Annotated in this window: 13 protein-coding genes; 8 read left to right on the top strand and 5 right to left on the bottom strand. The window is 49.3% G+C overall.

Annotated features, from left to right (window positions below):
• Positions 1 to 125 precede the first annotated feature (125 nt).
• The 5 genes from ACNI29_RS18240 to ACNI29_RS18220 all read right to left on the bottom strand — a co-directional run bounded on the left by ACNI29_RS18240 (position 126) and on the right by ACNI29_RS18220 (position 3,926).
• Positions 126 to 956 carry a hypothetical protein gene (locus tag ACNI29_RS18240; protein ID WP_419779790.1) on the bottom strand — a complete coding sequence of 277 codons (831 nt, stop codon included), beginning with the start codon at positions 954 to 956 and terminating at the stop codon, positions 126 to 128.
• Positions 957 to 1,037: 81 nt separating this feature from the next.
• Positions 1,038 to 1,997 (bottom strand): tetratricopeptide repeat protein, encoded by a 960-nt coding sequence (locus ACNI29_RS18235; RefSeq protein ID WP_419779789.1) that lies wholly within the window; start codon positions 1,995 to 1,997, stop codon positions 1,038 to 1,040.
• 85 nt (positions 1,998 to 2,082) lie between these two features.
• Positions 2,083 to 2,829: a hypothetical protein gene (locus ACNI29_RS18230; RefSeq protein WP_419779788.1), complete on the bottom strand. Its 747-nt coding sequence runs from the start codon at positions 2,827 to 2,829 to the stop codon at positions 2,083 to 2,085.
• The gene (locus ACNI29_RS18225; RefSeq protein ID WP_419779787.1) at positions 2,819 to 3,385 is read right to left on the bottom strand and encodes an early set domain-containing protein; all 567 of its coding nucleotides are present in this window, start codon (positions 3,383 to 3,385) and stop codon (positions 2,819 to 2,821) included. The genes ACNI29_RS18230 and ACNI29_RS18225 overlap by 11 nt, the downstream gene beginning before the upstream one ends.
• On the bottom strand, positions 3,378 to 3,926 hold the full coding sequence (locus tag ACNI29_RS18220) for an RNA polymerase sigma factor (protein ID WP_419779786.1): 549 nt from the start codon (positions 3,924 to 3,926) through the stop codon (positions 3,378 to 3,380). Before ACNI29_RS18220 ends, ACNI29_RS18225 begins: the two co-directional genes overlap by 8 nt.
• Before the next feature lie 799 nt (positions 3,927 to 4,725).
• Here ACNI29_RS18220 and ACNI29_RS18215 point away from each other — a divergent pair.
• The 8 genes from ACNI29_RS18215 to ACNI29_RS18180 all read left to right on the top strand — a co-directional run bounded on the left by ACNI29_RS18215 (position 4,726) and on the right by ACNI29_RS18180 (position 15,571).
• On the top strand, positions 4,726 to 5,463 hold the full coding sequence (locus ACNI29_RS18215) for a GntR family transcriptional regulator (RefSeq protein WP_419779785.1): 738 nt from the start codon (positions 4,726 to 4,728) through the stop codon (positions 5,461 to 5,463).
• A gap of 313 nt (positions 5,464 to 5,776) precedes the next feature.
• Positions 5,777 to 6,667, top strand: coding sequence for a DUF7973 family transport facilitator (locus ACNI29_RS18210; protein WP_419779784.1), 891 nt, complete (start codon positions 5,777 to 5,779; stop codon positions 6,665 to 6,667).
• 132 nt (positions 6,668 to 6,799) lie between these two features.
• Positions 6,800 to 8,302: a glycerol kinase GlpK gene (glpK, locus tag ACNI29_RS18205; protein WP_419779783.1), complete on the top strand. Its 1,503-nt coding sequence runs from the start codon at positions 6,800 to 6,802 to the stop codon at positions 8,300 to 8,302.
• Positions 8,303 to 8,505: 203 nt separating this feature from the next.
• The gene (locus ACNI29_RS18200; RefSeq protein WP_419779782.1) at positions 8,506 to 10,155 is read left to right on the top strand and encodes a glycerol-3-phosphate dehydrogenase/oxidase; all 1,650 of its coding nucleotides are present in this window, start codon (positions 8,506 to 8,508) and stop codon (positions 10,153 to 10,155) included.
• An 11-nt stretch (positions 10,156 to 10,166) separates the two neighbouring features.
• Positions 10,167 to 11,624: an FAD-binding oxidoreductase gene (locus ACNI29_RS18195; RefSeq protein WP_419779781.1), complete on the top strand. Its 1,458-nt coding sequence runs from the start codon at positions 10,167 to 10,169 to the stop codon at positions 11,622 to 11,624.
• A 93-nt stretch (positions 11,625 to 11,717) separates the two neighbouring features.
• The gene (locus ACNI29_RS18190) at positions 11,718 to 13,676 is read left to right on the top strand and encodes a heterodisulfide reductase-related iron-sulfur binding cluster (RefSeq protein WP_419779780.1); all 1,959 of its coding nucleotides are present in this window, start codon (positions 11,718 to 11,720) and stop codon (positions 13,674 to 13,676) included.
• 225 nt (positions 13,677 to 13,901) lie between these two features.
• Complete coding sequence (locus tag ACNI29_RS18185; RefSeq protein WP_419779779.1) at positions 13,902 to 14,675, top strand: electron transfer flavoprotein subunit beta/FixA family protein; 774 nt, start codon at positions 13,902 to 13,904, stop codon at positions 14,673 to 14,675.
• Positions 14,672 to 15,571 carry an electron transfer flavoprotein subunit alpha/FixB family protein gene (locus ACNI29_RS18180; protein ID WP_419779778.1) on the top strand — a complete coding sequence of 300 codons (900 nt, stop codon included), beginning with the start codon at positions 14,672 to 14,674 and terminating at the stop codon, positions 15,569 to 15,571. Before ACNI29_RS18185 ends, ACNI29_RS18180 begins: the two co-directional genes overlap by 4 nt.
• The last annotated feature ends 2 nt before the right edge of the window (positions 15,572 to 15,573 follow it).

Below are 15,573 nucleotides of genomic sequence, written 5' to 3'. Positions count from 1 at the left end.
AAAAGAGGTAATTCCCACAAGCCTAATGTAAGTCTAAATAATAGATGATTAACAAAAAACAGATATTGAGTTTCTCAATGGAGGATAGAACCTTTTATAGTTACATTAGCAAGTACCATTGCTAATTAGCCTCTACCATTCCCATTTCCGTTTCCGCCTCCATTACCACCACCGTTGCCATTACCTTTTCCGCCGCTGTTTCCATTTCCTTTGCCTCCGGCATTATCACCACCGTTGCCATTGCTATTTCCGTTACCACTATTACCATTACCGTTTCCACCTGAGGCACTTTTCGAAGACCCGCTTTTGGCTGTGGTAGATGTTTGGCCAAGCCCAAGGCCCTTACTGTTGCCGTTTCCGCGTGCTCCGGGGGTAGTGGCTACTCCGGTTTCAACATTACGGGTAGTAAGACTGCTGCGGCCATACTTATTTCCCTGTTGAGTACTTGCTGCCACTTCTGTCATCTCTCTTACTGTTTCAGTAGCACCATAACGGTGAGTTAATCCCATTCCAAGGACTGATGGATGTACTCCCAATTCATGGGCGATCTCTCCCCAGCCCATACCGGAATCACGCATACCGGCAATGTCAGAAGCAGATACTCCTGCGGCGGTGGCGGCGGCGGTGTCAGCCGCAACTTGTGCTGAATCCAATGTTGCTTGTGCTGTCGCAATTGCTTCAGGGTCTCCTGCTTGCACAGCAGTGTCGTATGCTGTCTGCGCTGCATTAAGATTATCCTCCGCATCAGCAAGACTTTGGGATGCTGTCTGCGCTACTGCTTCTGCAAGGGCTTCAGCCCTGTCAACCTGCATAGTTGAATCAAATCTAGATTCTTCTGTACCATCTTGATCAGTTGCTGCATCCTGATCAGTGGTGGCATCTTGATTCTCCTGTGATTCTGTTGCCTGAATTGAGTCATTTTCAACTGTATCTTGAGCTTTTACCTTTGGAGCCATTACCAACAGCAAGAAGCTGGCAAGTATTAATGGTATACAATATTTGAACATTTTCATTTTAGTTACTCCCGTGTTTAAAGATTACTTTACCTCAGTCACAAACAGTACTGTTTCATTAATTATCTTAAGTCCTTCCGGGGTCTTTACCTTATCCGGTTCTCCGAACCAGCTCAGAAGGATGCGGGAAGAATCAATATTGGGATGGCCTGCCTGAATCTGCCTACGGATTTCAAAACTGCGTTCTTTTGCCAATTCTTTGTCTCCAGCAACAAACGTAATAACGTTGATTGTGAGTTCTTTATTCTTTTCCATAATGGCGGCAATTACCGAGGTTGAAGCCATCGACTTGTAGGTTATGTCAGAGCGTCTGTTTTTGAATTCAGGTGTTCTTAGAGTCAGCACCCGCTGTCCGATCAGATAATTACGGTAGGAGAAATCACCCAGTGCATTTAGTCTGGAAGTGGCGCGCATGCCTTTTAAGCCATCAGGGTAATAATTAAGATATTGTTTCCACAGTGGGATCAGCTCTTCTCGTTGCCCTTGCTGCCATTTAGTTTCAGCCTGATTAAACAAAGCCTCCGGGTTGTATGGGTCTGTTTTCAGAACTTTATCATAATAGAGCAGAGCTTTTTCCCAATTGCCTTTGTCAAAATGGATGTGACCCATGTATAGGTTTGCGGATAGAAATCCGGGGTCTAGTTCGAGAGCCTTGTGATATTGTCGGTATTCATTGTCAAAATCAGCTAACGCCCAGTGATTGATACCGAGCCAGAAATGATATTCTGCATTTTGCGGCTCAAGGGCTACAGCTTTCTTCAGGGCATAAAGGCTTTTTTCAGCTTTTCCCTTTGCAAGTTGACATCGACCCAGATAAAAAAAAGCGGTATCGTTTGAAGTGTCATCGGTAGAAAGTTTGCTCATTTCTTCTATGCAGTCGTCATAATTCCTGTCTGCCAGATATGATTCACCTGCGAAATGTCCGGCGCAAGAACACAGAAAAGCTAAGCTGAATAGGATTGCAGAAATTCGGATTGAGTTCATATATTTTCTCCACTGGATCTTTTGTGTATTTTAAGATGCACACTTAAATATACGTATGGGGTTTCGGAAGGGATACATTATTTTTTTATTGTATACTTCTTTCTGAGAATCCCAATGCCACCATGAAATCTACAAGGGTACCATTTTCTGTTAAAATTCTGATAGCAGTTGCTGTTATCTCCGAGTCGGGTATTCCTTTTGATCTGGCTGCTGAAACAACTCTTGAAACATATTTCCAACTGGTATCGATACTCCCACTTTCAATACCTGCCAACGCTATGCGCTCTATCTGAGATTGATTAAGACCGGCTCTTGCCAGAGCACCAGCAGTCCAGAATGTCATAGTTAAAGTTTTTGGGTCGCTGTTTCGTTTATATTTTTCTATACAGCTTGTTATAAAGTCGATCTTAACATCGGAATTGGCTGCGTTTGTTGCGCTGATTACAATCGTCTTGTCTATTGTAGCAGCATCGTTGGAAATAGCCGTGTGAATTGCCTTGAAATTCTGATGCATTTTTCTTAGGGCTGATATAATAAGAGGGGCTGGAATTCTTTTTCCAAGCCCTTCGTCCATTTTCTGGAAGTATATTCTCACGGGATAACCCTGTTCGCAAATGTCCAGTATCGGTTCAAGAATTTCTTTCGCATCATTATTTTTGATGCGTTTATCTAGAACTGCGGCAAGAAGCCGGGTAACTGATTTGCTTTCATTTCCACAATCTACGATTTTCTCAATGGTTTTTTCCAGATCGGTTGCTTTCGATATTCCGGGAGAAAGCAGTATAGCCAGTATGAGTACAATGGCAGCCTTACCTGAAAGTCTAAATTGCATGCTCATTACTCCTTACAGAGACTATGGAGTTAATGCTTCCAAAGCCGTCTTTTCGGTAATGATTAGCCTTTGGATCAGGAACAACGATATTTCCATTGACCAGAAAAACATATTCGTGATCACCCGGTTGGAGATTGGTTTCATAAATCCAGATGCCGGTCGTGTTATCGTAATGCATAGATGCGGATTCCGCGGACCAGTCGTTAAAGGAGCCGATGACGGAAACCTTTTGCACGTCATCATAAGGAGCCTTGAATTCAAAATGCACGGAGACAACGTTTGCAGCAGGGGGGTGGACCTGTTCGCCCCTTGGAAACAAGAATATGACCAGCAGTGCCAGCGAGACTGTGAGGCCGACCCTTAAGGGAGTCAGCCGTAGTTCAATCGGGCTGTTGATCCACTGCAGTATCTTTTTCCACCATGGCGTCTTTTCTTTTTTGATTGAATTCATAACTGAATCAGAAAAAGTGGGCGGTACATCCCGTAGTTCCATTTTTTGGATTTCTTCTGCTATTCTCTTCTCTTCGCCGTTTAAATAGTCGTTTTCGTTAATCATGGCTTTCCCCCAAAACCTCCCTAAGCATTGCTAACCCACGGTGAATTCGCATCTTCACCCCGCTCAGACTCAAGCCTGTTAATTCTGCAACCTCCTTCAGAGATAAATCTTCCCTGAATCTCAATAGAAGAGGTTCTGTATACCCAAGGGGCAGTCTCTCAATTATGGTGTATAGTTTACTTAAATCATTTGCAGATTCCATTTTGGCTATTTCGTTATTTGAATCAGGAAAATCACATATATTTTCAGGAACAAAGAATATATCGTCGGATTTTTTTTTGATCCGAAGACGGTCTCGAGCTACATTAAGGCTTAAAGTATATAGCCATGAGAAAAAGCTGTTTCCGTTAAATAAGTTTAGTTTTTTATAGCTTTTAAGGAATGCTTCTTGCGCCATATCGGCTGCCTCTTCTTTGTCTTTGAAAATTCTGAACATCAAATTGTAAATTGATGTCTGGTATTTGATAACCAAGACTTCAAATAACTGGATATTTCCATCCAGAACTTTTTTGATGATCAATATATCCCTTTCGTCACTCATGAGTGCAATGAGTCTCCTGTTACAAATGATTCCTTTCTAAATAAATATACGCTGTATCTGGATAAAAGGTCACAATTTTCAGTAGGTTTAATTTCGAGCAATATAATACTTGTATAAGATTAGTTTATATAAATTGTACCGCTTAACTCGGTCGCAATGCGTTAAGATTAAGTAATTATAGTTAGGTAGTAGTTAGGAATCTTTTTGTAAATGTTACTTAAAATTGGTGTGTTATGTGCTGATGTGTACCCAAATCCCCGGTTCATACCGGAGTACACACATTAGGTCCCGGATTGGGCTGGATTATATCGTACAGTATTAGCCTTGAAAACAAAAAAGCCCCGTAAATTCAGAGGCTTAATAAACAGTATCGGACTGTATAGTTTCATATGATGGCGGGCAATACAGGGTTCGAACTTGTGACCTTTAGTTCCGGAGGCTACGGAATCATATCCGGTGTATGTTATTTCAGGTGTTTAACACCCATTCTTTTCTCATATTACGTTCTCACCTGCTAAAAAGGTGAGTAAAAGGTGAGTTGGGGAGAAGTGGATACAAGTATTGGATTTTTTTATAATACTATACAACTAAAAAAAATTGAAAAAACTAAAGTCCCGCCCGCCCTGAAATCCTTGAATATTGTCCATTCCGGCCCCGGGTATACAACTCGTAGAACCGTCTAAAAACTTCGAAACCCGTTGACACAGGCGGTTTTTTGGGAGATGTATAGACATCAAGACAAGCAGATGTATAGACATCTAGCTGATTTGAAAATTAACTTCCTTTTAAAGAGGACAGAATGCAATTGAATACCAGAGGAATACCCAGATATATTCAGGCCCGGGAGCATATCAGCGCTCAGATACGTTCGGGCGAATTGCGTTGCGGTGACCGTCTTCCCCCGGAGCATGATCTGGCCACCCAGTTCGGGGTCAGCAGGATGACCATCCGCAAGAGTATTGACGGATTGGTTGATGCCGGGCTGGTTTACCGCAGACACGGAGTGGGGGTTTTTGTCAGCCAGTCACCGTTCCAGCGTGACCATACCCACCTCACAGATTTTTTTTCCACCTGCCGCATTGAAGGGCACGAGCCTGCGGCGAAATTGCTCAAACGTGAAATCGTGCAGGCCGACGAAGCCCAAGCCGAAGCTTTACAGATTAAAGTGGGGGATGAGCTTCTCCGTCTGACCACCCTGCGTTATATGGACGGAATTCCCATCACTTATCATGACGCATTTCTTCCGCTTTCCTTGTTCCCGGATCTGGGCGACATCCCTACATCCGACCTTGCTCTGGATGAACAGCACACTTGGCAGTTGATCGAAAATATGGGTTTCGCTTTGGCCAATGTTGTTGAAAAGTTGAAAGCACAAATAGCCGATAAGGAGCTGGCTGAAATTCTCGAAACAGAATCCGGCAGCCCGGTCCTTTACGGGGAAAGAGTGCTCTACTCCGAAGAGGGTAGGCCCTTGAAATATGCAAGGTGCTACAACAGAGGCGACAGTTATTCACTGACTGTAGTGCTCGTAAAATAGAGGAGGATTAAAAAAGGGAACCTGCAAAAAAAGGAAGCCGGACATTGCTGCCCGGCTTTGGGAAATCGAAAGCGTACTGATCAGATCATCCTGCTGCAACAGGGGATTAGATCGCATTACCTGAGGTCTGCGGGCAGATCCGACAGGAGAGGTGCGCCTTCTGAACTTTTAAAGATAAATCAGATGGTAGTTGTCAGTCAATACGGAAGCGGTTCGCTAATGTCAGGAAACGGACCGCAGGCTTGGGAAATCCGGGAGTGCACGGGGTGTGCATCCAATGATTGACGCAGAGTCTGGTTTCAAGAGGTGAAGAATGGAAACTGTACATTTATTGGTAGCTTTTGCTGGTGGAATTTTCGGTGCTGCAATCGGTGGACTGGCAGCCTTTGTTTTTGTCGGTATTCTTATTTTGGTCGGTGTTGCCGCACAGGCTACGGGTGCAGATTTGCTTAGCGTTCCTCTGGGAGCGGCTTTCGGACCTCACGTCGGCGGTTTTGCTTCCGGCGTAGCCGCAGCAGCTTATGCTGCTAAAAAAGGTGTTCTTGAAGGCGGCGGTAAAGACATTGTTTCTCCCATGATGGGGCTCAATAAACCCGACGTGCTGCTTATCGGCGGTATTTTCGGTATTGTCGGCTATCTCCTCAACTATCTTTTCACTCTGGTTAATTTTCCGTGGACCGACACCATCGCCCTTTCTGTTGTTGTTTCCGGTATTATCGTTCGCGTTATCTGGGGTAACGGTGTTTTCGGTAAAGTTGCTGAAGGTTCCAGCAGATTTGAGCCTGCTCCCGGTACTGAATGGGTTCCGTGGCAGAGCAGCCTCGGTCAGCGTCTGATCATTGGCCTCGGTGCCGGTGCGCTTTCCGCTTATCTGACTACCGCCATCGGCGTGGATAACGGCGGCGTAGTATTCGGTTTCGCCATTTCCGCAGCCAGCCTCGCATTTCTCTTCTTCGGGCTTCAGGTTCCGGTTACCCATCACATCACTCTTGTTGCCGCAGTAGTTACCGCAACCAGCGGAAGTATTCTCATGGGAACCATTTTCGGGACCATTGCCGCAGTGCTCGGCGAATATTTTGCCGATACTTTCCACGTACACGGCGATACCCATATTGATCCCCCGGCCTGCACTATCGCCTGCATGACCAGTGTTTCACTGCTCTGCGCGAATCTGGGTCTCTACAACATACCCATGCCGTTCTAATTAAGCTACGGTGATTGTAAAAAACTAATGGCGAAGCCTAATAAAAAGTTTTGGGATTCTTAAACCCTTTTTCCCAAAAGGGTTTAAGGCCCCAGGCAGGGTCGCCGAAGGCACTCAAAAGAGGGATCTAAAATGGAAAAGAAATATATAATGGTTATCGACGAAGGCACCACCGGCACACGGGCGCTTATCTTCAACCGCAACAGCGAAATCAAGGCTCAGGCCTACACTGAATTTGAACAGCATCATCCTGCACCGGACCGCGTGGAACATGACGCACAGGAAATCTGGCGCTCAACCCGCAGCATGGCCCGCAAGGCCCTTGAAAAAGCGGGCCTGAAGGCTTCCCAGATTGCGGCTATCGGTATCACCAACCAGCGTGCGACCACCATCGTCTGGGACAAGCGCACCGGGAAACCCATCTCCCGCGCAATCGTCTGGCAGGATACCCGTACCGCCGATTACGTGGAAGAAATCCGCTCCGAGTGGGCAGACAAGACCTACGGCAAAACCGGATGGGCCATGGCTCCGGTTTACTCATCGCTCATGCTGCACTGGATGAAAAACAACATTGCGGGCTTCAACAAGCGCGCTGAAGCAGGTGATCTTGCTTTCGGTACCATTGATTCATGGCTGATCTATAAGCTTACCGGCGGCAAGACCCACGCTATCTCCGCATCCAACGCATCCGTTACCGGAGCTTACGATCTGCATAAAGACGACTGGTATTCCGAATGGCTGGATTTCCTCGGTCTGCCGCTGAATATGTTCCCCGAAGTAATGCCTGATTCCGGCGATTACGGCATGACCGACGAAAGCTTCCTCGGCGTACCTATCCCCATTACCGGGGCCATTGCCGACCAGCATGCCGCTCTCTTCGCACAGGGCTGCATTGAGCCGGGAACCTTGAAAGTCACCCACGGGACCGGATCATTCGTTGATATGAATATCGGCACCAAGCCTGAAATCTCCAAAAACGGCCTGAACACCATCATTGCATGGCGCATGAACGGTGAAACTACCTACGGCCTTGAAGGATATTCCGCAGTAACCGGATCAGCAGTGCAATGGCTGCGTGACGGTGCGGAAATGATCCCCGCTTCCCCGGATACCGAGGAACTTGCCAAGTCTGTTGACGACAACGGAGGGGTCTTCTTCGTGCCCGCACTGGCCGGACTTTCCGCTCCCTACTGGGATTCCTATGCCCGGGGCATGATCATCGGCATCACCCGCGGTACCACCCGCGCCCATCTGATCCGGGCCACCCTCGAAGGCATCATTTATTCCATGAAGGACTTCATCGGCGCCATGCAGGATGATTCCGGAGTGGAAATCAGGAAAATGGCCACTGATGGCGGTGCTTCCGCCAACAATTTCCTGATGCAGTTTCAGGCCGACATGCTCGATGCTGAAGTTGTGCGTCCTTCCGTGACTGAAGCTACCAGCCTCGGCGCGGCCTACATGGCCGGACTGGCAGTAGGCTACTGGCCCAGCCCGGAAGCCTGCTTTGATGACCAGACTGTCGACCGGGTTTTCAAGCCCAAGATGAGCAGCGAAGAGCGCGACAGCCTCTACCGCAGCTGGGGCCGCGCAGTTAAGCGGGCCATGAACTGGGCTAAGGATGATGAGGAATAAATAGAACTAACTCAACCAAAGCTATTAAAAGGTTTTGGGATTCTTAAATCCTTTTGCAAAAGGGTTTAAGGCCCCCGGCAGGGCCGCCGGAGGCACTATATAACCACCACCATGTTTTTCTGCCGGGAGCCGAACATCACTCCCACGTGGCTTCCGGCAGAAAAACAATTAACCAAGGTGGCCAAACGTTTAGGATTTTTATAATGGAAAGAACTACCATCGCGCAATTTGCCAAAGAGACTTACGACATTCTGGTCATCGGCGGCGGAATCACCGGAGCAGTAACCGCAAGGGATGCCGCACTCCGAGGTTTAAAAGTTGCGTTAGTTGAAAAAAATGATTTCGCATGGGGTACCAGCAGCCGCTCCACCAAACTTCTTCACGGCGGGTTGCGTTATCTGGAAAGTTTTGAATTCCGCATGGTCCGCGAGGCCTGCCGGGAACGCGAACTCATGCTCAAGCTCGCACCGCATCTCTCCCATCCCAGACCGTTCATGTATCTGCAATATGACGGCTATCCTGAAGGTCTGCTTAAGCTCAATCTGGGTCTGACTTTCTACGACTTCTTTTCCGGCGCACCTTCTATCCGCCGTCACAAGATATTCCGGTCCAAAAAGCTGCGTGAAATGGAACCGCATCTCAACGCTGACGGGCTTAAAGGTTGCGGTTACTATTACGATTTCCTTACCGACGATGCCCGGCTGACCATCGAGACCATCAAGGGCGCGGCAGCGGGCGGTGCGCATATCGCCAACTATGCCGAGGTTACCGGATTTACCGAGAACAACGGACGTATCAACGGCGTGGAAATTAAAGACGTTCTTTCCGGTGAAAGCGGAACAATTTCCGCCAAGCAGGTCATCAATACCACCGGACCTTGGGTGGATACCATCCGCCACATGGAGCAGGGCGTCGGTGATAAACGTTTGCGGCCTACCAAGGGCGTGCACATTGTGCTCAGCAAGGAAGATTTTCCGCTGAACCATGCCGTATTCCTGCGCGCCCCCGGCGATAACCGCGTGGTTTGGCCCATTCCCGCACTGGATGGCGATCTGGTTTATGTCGGAACCACCGATACCGACTATGACGGTCCGCTGGATGACGTCACTGCCACAGATGAAGACATCGATTACCTGCTTGATGTTGCCAATTACACCATTCCGGGCCGCAATCTCACCCGCGAGCACGTCATCGCCACATGGGCCGGTCTGCGGCCGCTTATCGCACCGGACGATTCACGTAACGCCAGCGCGGTTTCCCGTGAACATGAAATCTTCGTCAGCCCCAAAGGTCTGCTGACCATCGGCGGCGGCAAGCTGACCACAGCCCGCGTAATGGGGCTGCAGGTTGTGGATAAAGCGGTTGAACTGCTGGGCCAGACTTTCGGCATGAAGGACATCCCGGCCAGTAACACCCACGAAGTCCCGGTCAGCGGCGGGGATGCAGGGCAGACCTACGCAGCCAAGAGCAAGCTCGCTTCCATGAATCTCCCGGAAGCTGTTAAAGAGCGGCTGCTTTCCCTCTACGGCGGCAACGCGCGGCTCATGGCCGAGATGATCGAAAATGATCCTTCCTGTGCCGATGACATGGGCGGCTACGATGTAATCAGAGCCGAGGTCGTTTACGCAGTCAAATACGAAATGTCCCGGACCATCACCGACTTTTTCACCAGAAGGGCTTCACTCTTCTACTGGCGGCGTGACGGCGGCCTGTCCATCACCGCCTCTGTTGCTGATGAAATGGCAAAACACCTTGACTGGTCCGCAGAGCAGGCAGGGGAAGAAATAGATAATTACTCGAATTGGGTTGCTGCAAACCGTTGCGCACCCGGAACAAATGATTTCGCAAATTAGGAGTTTTAAAAATGAATGCCAGAAGAAATACTCTCGTAAATTTTATTGCTGAGACTGAAAAAAACTTTAAACCCTCTGCTAATCCCGCATGGATTGAAAGCCTGAAAGAAACCATCGGCGCGGCAGCCGTGCTCACCGATGAAGAAACCATCATTGATCACAGTTACGACACCTGGCCCGCCTGTTTCAAATGGAAGAATCAGGGCAAGCGTATGTTCGGTCCTGACGTGGTCGTCAAGGCCAACAGCACAGAGCAGGTCAGCGAGATTCTCAAATGGGCCGATGATAACAAAGTTCCCGTTACCCCTTACGGCGGCGGTTCCAGTGTTACCGGTCAGGCCCTGCCTGCAAAAGGCGGTATCGCTCTCGATACCACTGCCATGACCGATGTTATTGCTCTCGATGAAAATTCCCTGATGGTTAAAGTGCAGTGCGGTAAATTCGGTCACAAGCTGGAAGCGGAACTGAACGAACGCGGCTACACCCTGAACCATTCCCCGCAGTCCCTTGACCGCTCCACTGTTGCAGGCTGGGTCGCCACCCGCGCCATGGGCCAGCTTTCCTCCCGTTACGGCGGCATCGAAGATCTCGTGGTTACTTACACTGCAGTTATGCCCGGCGGTGAGATTATCGAAACCATGAATGTGCCCCGTGCAGCCATGGGACCGGATCTCCGCCACATCTTCATGGGCTCCGAAGGCACTCTCGGTGTTGTCACCGACGTAACCCTGAAAATATTCCCTCTGCTTGATGACCGCATTCTCGAAGCCATCACTTTTGATTCCGTGCAGGACGGTGTTGACGTCATGCGTATCATTACCCGTGAAGGCCTCAAGCCCGCACTGGTTCGCTACTACGATTTTGAAGAAGCAAAGCACGCCATGCAGGACAAGGAATTCGACAAATGCGTCATGTTCCTCGGTTTCGAAGGTGTTGAAGCTGTTGCCAAAGCTGAATACGAAGCCTGTATGGACATTTGCGCCAAGTTCAACGGTAAAAAGATCGGTCCTGATGCAGTTGAAGCATGGCGCGGTCGCCGTTACGATTTCTCCACCGTTGAGAATCTGCTTAAATCCAAAGGCGGTCTGGCTGAGACCATCGAAATCGCCCATTTCTGGCACGGCATCATGGATACCTATACTGAGTTGAAAGAAGCCCTGAAGCCTTACGCAGCGGAAGTTCTCGGCCACTTCTCCCATGTCTATCCGCAGGGTACTTCCCTGTACATCATCCTGCTCGGTCAGGAAGAAGACGATGCCACCGCAGAGAAGAAAATGCTCGAAATCTGGGACGTTGCCATGTCCATCTGCGTAAAGCACGGCGCATGCCTTTCCCACCATCACGGTGGCGGTCTGGCTCGTCTGCCCTACGTTAAAGATACCCTCGGTTCCAGCTGGAAGGTTCTTGAGCGTGTTAAGAAAGCCATTGACCCCAACGGCATCATGAACCCCGGTAAACTGGATTTATAGTTGAAAATAGAGAGCCGCGGGGTTCTTCCCTTACCCTGCGGTTCTTTCCAAATACACTGCCAAAGCTTCTTCCAAAAGGAGTTCCAAATTTACATGGATTTTACCCGTGAAATATACTGGAACATCGGACCTGAGGTTTCTTCCCTGTCCCTCCTGTTACTGCTTGCAGTTGCTGCAGCGGTAAAAGGGGTGACCCGTCTTGTAATAACCTACAGGAAGGGGCGCCCCTTCAGCCGCCGCTTGAAATGGAAAATGATTCTCCGCAATCTGGTGGATGTTCTTTTACAAAACAAAGTTGCGCGTGGAAGTCTCAGCGGTAAAGTTCACAGGGCGTTGTTCTGGGCCATGCTGGTGCTTTTCGGAGGAAGTCTGCTCATCGCAGTGCAGACCCATCTGAGCGGGCCGATTTTTGGAATCGAATTTCTCAAGGGCCGTTTTTACCTTCTGTTCTCTCTCATTCTCGATCTCGGCGGGTTCATCGGAACCGGGGCTGCCTCCTACTTCCTGATTAGACGGGTAAGGGCCGAGAAGGATAAAGAGAGAACCGGAGAAATAGCTGTTATATCCCTGCTGCTGGCGGTACTGATCTCCGGTTTCGCGGTTGAGGGAACGCGCATGGCCGTTACCGAGATGGACAGTCTGCAATCCCTGTGGTCTCCGGTTGGTTACACGTTGGCTTTAATTTTTGAGGGAATTGGACAGGGGGCTCTGCTTGCTCTGCATAAAATGTTCTGGTGGGTTCATGCGATTCTGGCCTTTGGATTTATGGGGCTGGTTCCTTACACGGCCATGAAACACATGCTTACTGCTGGAGCAATTTCCCTTCTTGCTGTGAAGGGAGCTAAAGTAGCCCTTGTCCCCCTCAATCTTGAGGATGAGTCAATTGAAAATTTCGGGGCCGCATATGTTAATGATTTCAGCTGGAAAGATCTGCTGGAACTGGACAGCTGCACCCGCTGCGGACGTTGTGATGAAGTCTGTCCGGCTTTAAATGCGGGATTGCCCCTCTCGCCTATGGAGCTAGTCGGCAAACTTAATAAAATTTCTTTTAATTCCCCGCAGGAGGGAATTATCGGATCGGTGGGTAAGGAAGCAATATGGTCCTGCACCACCTGTCTGGCCTGCGAGGAAGCCTGTCCTGTGTCCATTTCACATGTGGACAGGATCGTTGAAATGCGCCGGAATCTTGCTTTAATGGAAGGTGAATTTCCGGGACAGGAAGTACAACAAGCTATGGAGAGAATTGAAGTGACCGGTAACCCTTTTGGAAGCGAGCCTTCCATACGTGATTCCTTGTTTGAGGAACTTAACGTCATTGACCTGTCCGCCAGACCTACTGCGGATATTGTCTATTTTTCGGGCTGCTACGCTTCTTATAACCAGCGCAGCAAGAACGTGGCCCACAGCTTCATTAAACTCTGCCAGTCCGCAAAAGTGAATGTAGCCATTCTCGGCAAGCAGGAACAGTGTTGCGGCGAGCCTGCCCGCAAGTTGGGCAACGAGTATCTTTTTCAGGAGCTGGCCATGAAAAACATCCGCCGGATCAGGAAGTACGGTATCAAAACCGTGGTCACCACCTGTCCGCACTGCTTTAATACCTTGAACAAAGATTACCGCGATTTCGGATTTAGCGCGGAAGTCATTTCCCATACCGAATATCTTGAGCAGCTGCTGGTCGAAGGCAAACTGAAAATCAAGGGCAAAAAATTTTCCTGCACTTATCACGACCCTTGTTATCTTGCTCGCCATAATGATATTTACGGACCCACTCGCAACCTGATTATGGCAGCCGGTGGACGGCTGAGCGAAATGGATGAGAATCGCCAGAAGGCGCTCTGTTGCGGTGCCGGGGGGGGACGGTTTTTATCTCAGTCCCAAGGCGGCAAAAAGATGAATATCAAACGCGCTGAAATGGCCGCCTCAACGGGTACAGAACAGCTGGTCACCAGTTGCCCGTTCTGCCTGACCACTTTAGAAGAAGGCATGAAAATGACTAGGAACGGTGGCATGCAAGTGCGAGATATTGCCGAGGTCCTTGCAGAGAATATCTAGTAGATTAAGTTAAGCCTTCGGCGACCCTGCCGGGGGCCTTAAACCCTTTTTCAAAGGGGTTTAAGAATCCCAAAACGTATTTAGTAACGCTTCGCAGTTTTTTTTAGAAGGACGCATTTGCGAGCTATTTGCGAAGCATACTGAAAAGTTTTGAGGGGATGGGGTCTGGGGAAGGGGAACTTTTCCCAAAAGTTCCCCTTCCTCAGCCGCCGGAGGCAACAAAAAATGAAAATATTAATATGCATCAAACAGGTTCCTGATTTAGAGGCCCGCTTCACGCTCAAAGAAGACGGCAGTCTTGACGAGAGCAACCTTGTCTGGCGCATGAACAAATATGACACCTATGCTGTGGAACAGGGGCTGCTGTTCAAAGATCAGGGCCATGCTTCAACTGTTGATGTGCTGACCGTAGGCCGGCAAAGGGCGCAAGCTGCTCTGCGTAAAGCTCTTGAAATGGGCGCGGACAGCGGCGTGCATGTTCTGGATGAAGCGGAAGATGTTGCCACTCCTTTTGAAACGGCCAAAACTATCGCCGCTTATGCTAAAGATAATAATTACGACCTGATCCTTTGCGGCCAGCAATCTGAGGATTTCGGCAATGCACAGGTCGGCCCCATGCTGGGCGAAATGCTCTTATTTGCGACAGTGACCGGGGTGATTGAATTTTCTTTTGAACAGGCCCGCTTTGTGCTTGAGCGGGAGCTGGAGCAGGGCAGGCGCTGCAAAGTTTCTGTGCCTGCCCCGGCGGTAATTAGCTGCCAGTCCGGCTTGAATCTGCCGCGCTACCCCACATTCCCCAATATTATGAAGGCCAAGAAAAAGCCTCTCATAACTATCGCAGCTGATGAGTTGCTCGATCTTTCAGCAAAGAGGGACGAAAGGCTTGTTGTTCCAGAAAAGTCCGGCTGTCTGGTCATGAGCGGGGCAGTTGAAAAACTGGCTGAAGACGTTGCTGATATTCTTAAATTACGGCTGGCTGTCGGGCGGGGGAAACAATGAAAGTTTTACTCATTGCCGAACAGCTGGACGGTGTTGTTTCCACACGGATAAGTGAACTCCGCGCTTTTGCCGAGCAGTTGGGAGCGGAACAGATCATGTTTGCGGCCGGGGACAGGGAGCAATTACCCTCGGCTGAAGGGCGGTTATATTTTTTTGAATCAAACAGCTACGCACCGGATGTACACAAAGAGGCCATTCTCAAGGTTGTGGCAGAAGAACAGCCGGACATGGTTGTCTTCCTGCATTCCAGCTACGGCTGGGACCTTGCTCCGCGTGTGGCCTGCGCCATGGAAGTTGATTGCGTTTCCGGGGTGGCCGGATTGCGGAACGGGAAGCTGGTCGTTCCGGTCTACAACGGTAAGTTGCAGCGCGAAGTCGAATTAGGCAAAGGCTGTACAGTCGTGACCCTTCAATCCGGAGCCTTTCCAGCTGGGAAGCAGCAGTGCGAGCCTTCCGAAATCATTACGGTGCATGTTGAAGCGGATAGCCGTTTTGAATTTCACGGTTACGAAGACGGAGATGAAGGTACTGTAGAGCTTGGCAAGTCTGAGGTTGTTGTAGCTGCCGGAAGGGGGGTGATGAATGCTGATTCGCTCGCCCGTGTAAAAGAGTTGGCCGCAAAGCTTGGAGGCGAACATGCGGCAACCCGTCCGGTGGTAGATGCGCAGGAAGCTGAGCACTGCCGCCAGATCGGCATAACCGGGCAGTCAATCCAGCCAGGGGTTTATATTGCCTGCGGTATTTCCGGAGCTGTGGAGCATTCTGCCGGAGCGAGCTCTTCAAAATATATCATCGCGGTAAATACCGACCCGGACGCGCCCATCCGTGAAATAGCCGATGTATTGGTTGTAGCCGATGCAAATGAATTTCTCCCGCTTTTACTGGAAAAGATTTAATG

Origin of the sequence: Maridesulfovibrio spiralis (SeqCode) (assembly GCF_048571135.1) — a bacterium.
GTDB lineage: Bacteria > Desulfobacterota > Desulfovibrionia > Desulfovibrionales > Desulfovibrionaceae > Maridesulfovibrio > Maridesulfovibrio spiralis.
This window is presented reverse-complemented; position numbering and strand designations above follow the sequence as displayed.

Excerpts from the sequence above, each read along its gene's own strand:
- ACNI29_RS18240 (WP_419779790.1), bottom strand. The coding sequence starts at position 956 with ATGGCTCCAAAGGTAAAAGCTCAAGATACAGTTGAAAATGACTCAATT.
- ACNI29_RS18235 (WP_419779789.1), bottom strand. The coding sequence starts at position 1,997 with ATGAACTCAATCCGAATTTCTGCAATCCTATTCAGCTTAGCTTTTCTG.
- ACNI29_RS18230 (WP_419779788.1), bottom strand. The coding sequence starts at position 2,829 with ATGCAATTTAGACTTTCAGGTAAGGCTGCCATTGTACTCATACTGGCT.
- ACNI29_RS18225 (WP_419779787.1), bottom strand. The coding sequence starts at position 3,385 with ATGATTAACGAAAACGACTATTTAAACGGCGAAGAGAAGAGAATAGCA.
- ACNI29_RS18220 (WP_419779786.1), bottom strand. The coding sequence starts at position 3,926 with ATGAGTGACGAAAGGGATATATTGATCATCAAAAAAGTTCTGGATGGA.
- ACNI29_RS18215 (WP_419779785.1), top strand. The coding sequence starts at position 4,726 with ATGCAATTGAATACCAGAGGAATACCCAGATATATTCAGGCCCGGGAG.
- ACNI29_RS18210 (WP_419779784.1), top strand. The coding sequence starts at position 5,777 with ATGGAAACTGTACATTTATTGGTAGCTTTTGCTGGTGGAATTTTCGGT.
- glpK (WP_419779783.1), top strand. The coding sequence starts at position 6,800 with ATGGAAAAGAAATATATAATGGTTATCGACGAAGGCACCACCGGCACA.
- ACNI29_RS18200 (WP_419779782.1), top strand. The coding sequence starts at position 8,506 with ATGGAAAGAACTACCATCGCGCAATTTGCCAAAGAGACTTACGACATT.
- ACNI29_RS18195 (WP_419779781.1), top strand. The coding sequence starts at position 10,167 with ATGAATGCCAGAAGAAATACTCTCGTAAATTTTATTGCTGAGACTGAA.
- ACNI29_RS18190 (WP_419779780.1), top strand. The coding sequence starts at position 11,718 with ATGGATTTTACCCGTGAAATATACTGGAACATCGGACCTGAGGTTTCT.
- ACNI29_RS18185 (WP_419779779.1), top strand. The coding sequence starts at position 13,902 with ATGAAAATATTAATATGCATCAAACAGGTTCCTGATTTAGAGGCCCGC.
- ACNI29_RS18180 (WP_419779778.1), top strand. The coding sequence starts at position 14,672 with ATGAAAGTTTTACTCATTGCCGAACAGCTGGACGGTGTTGTTTCCACA.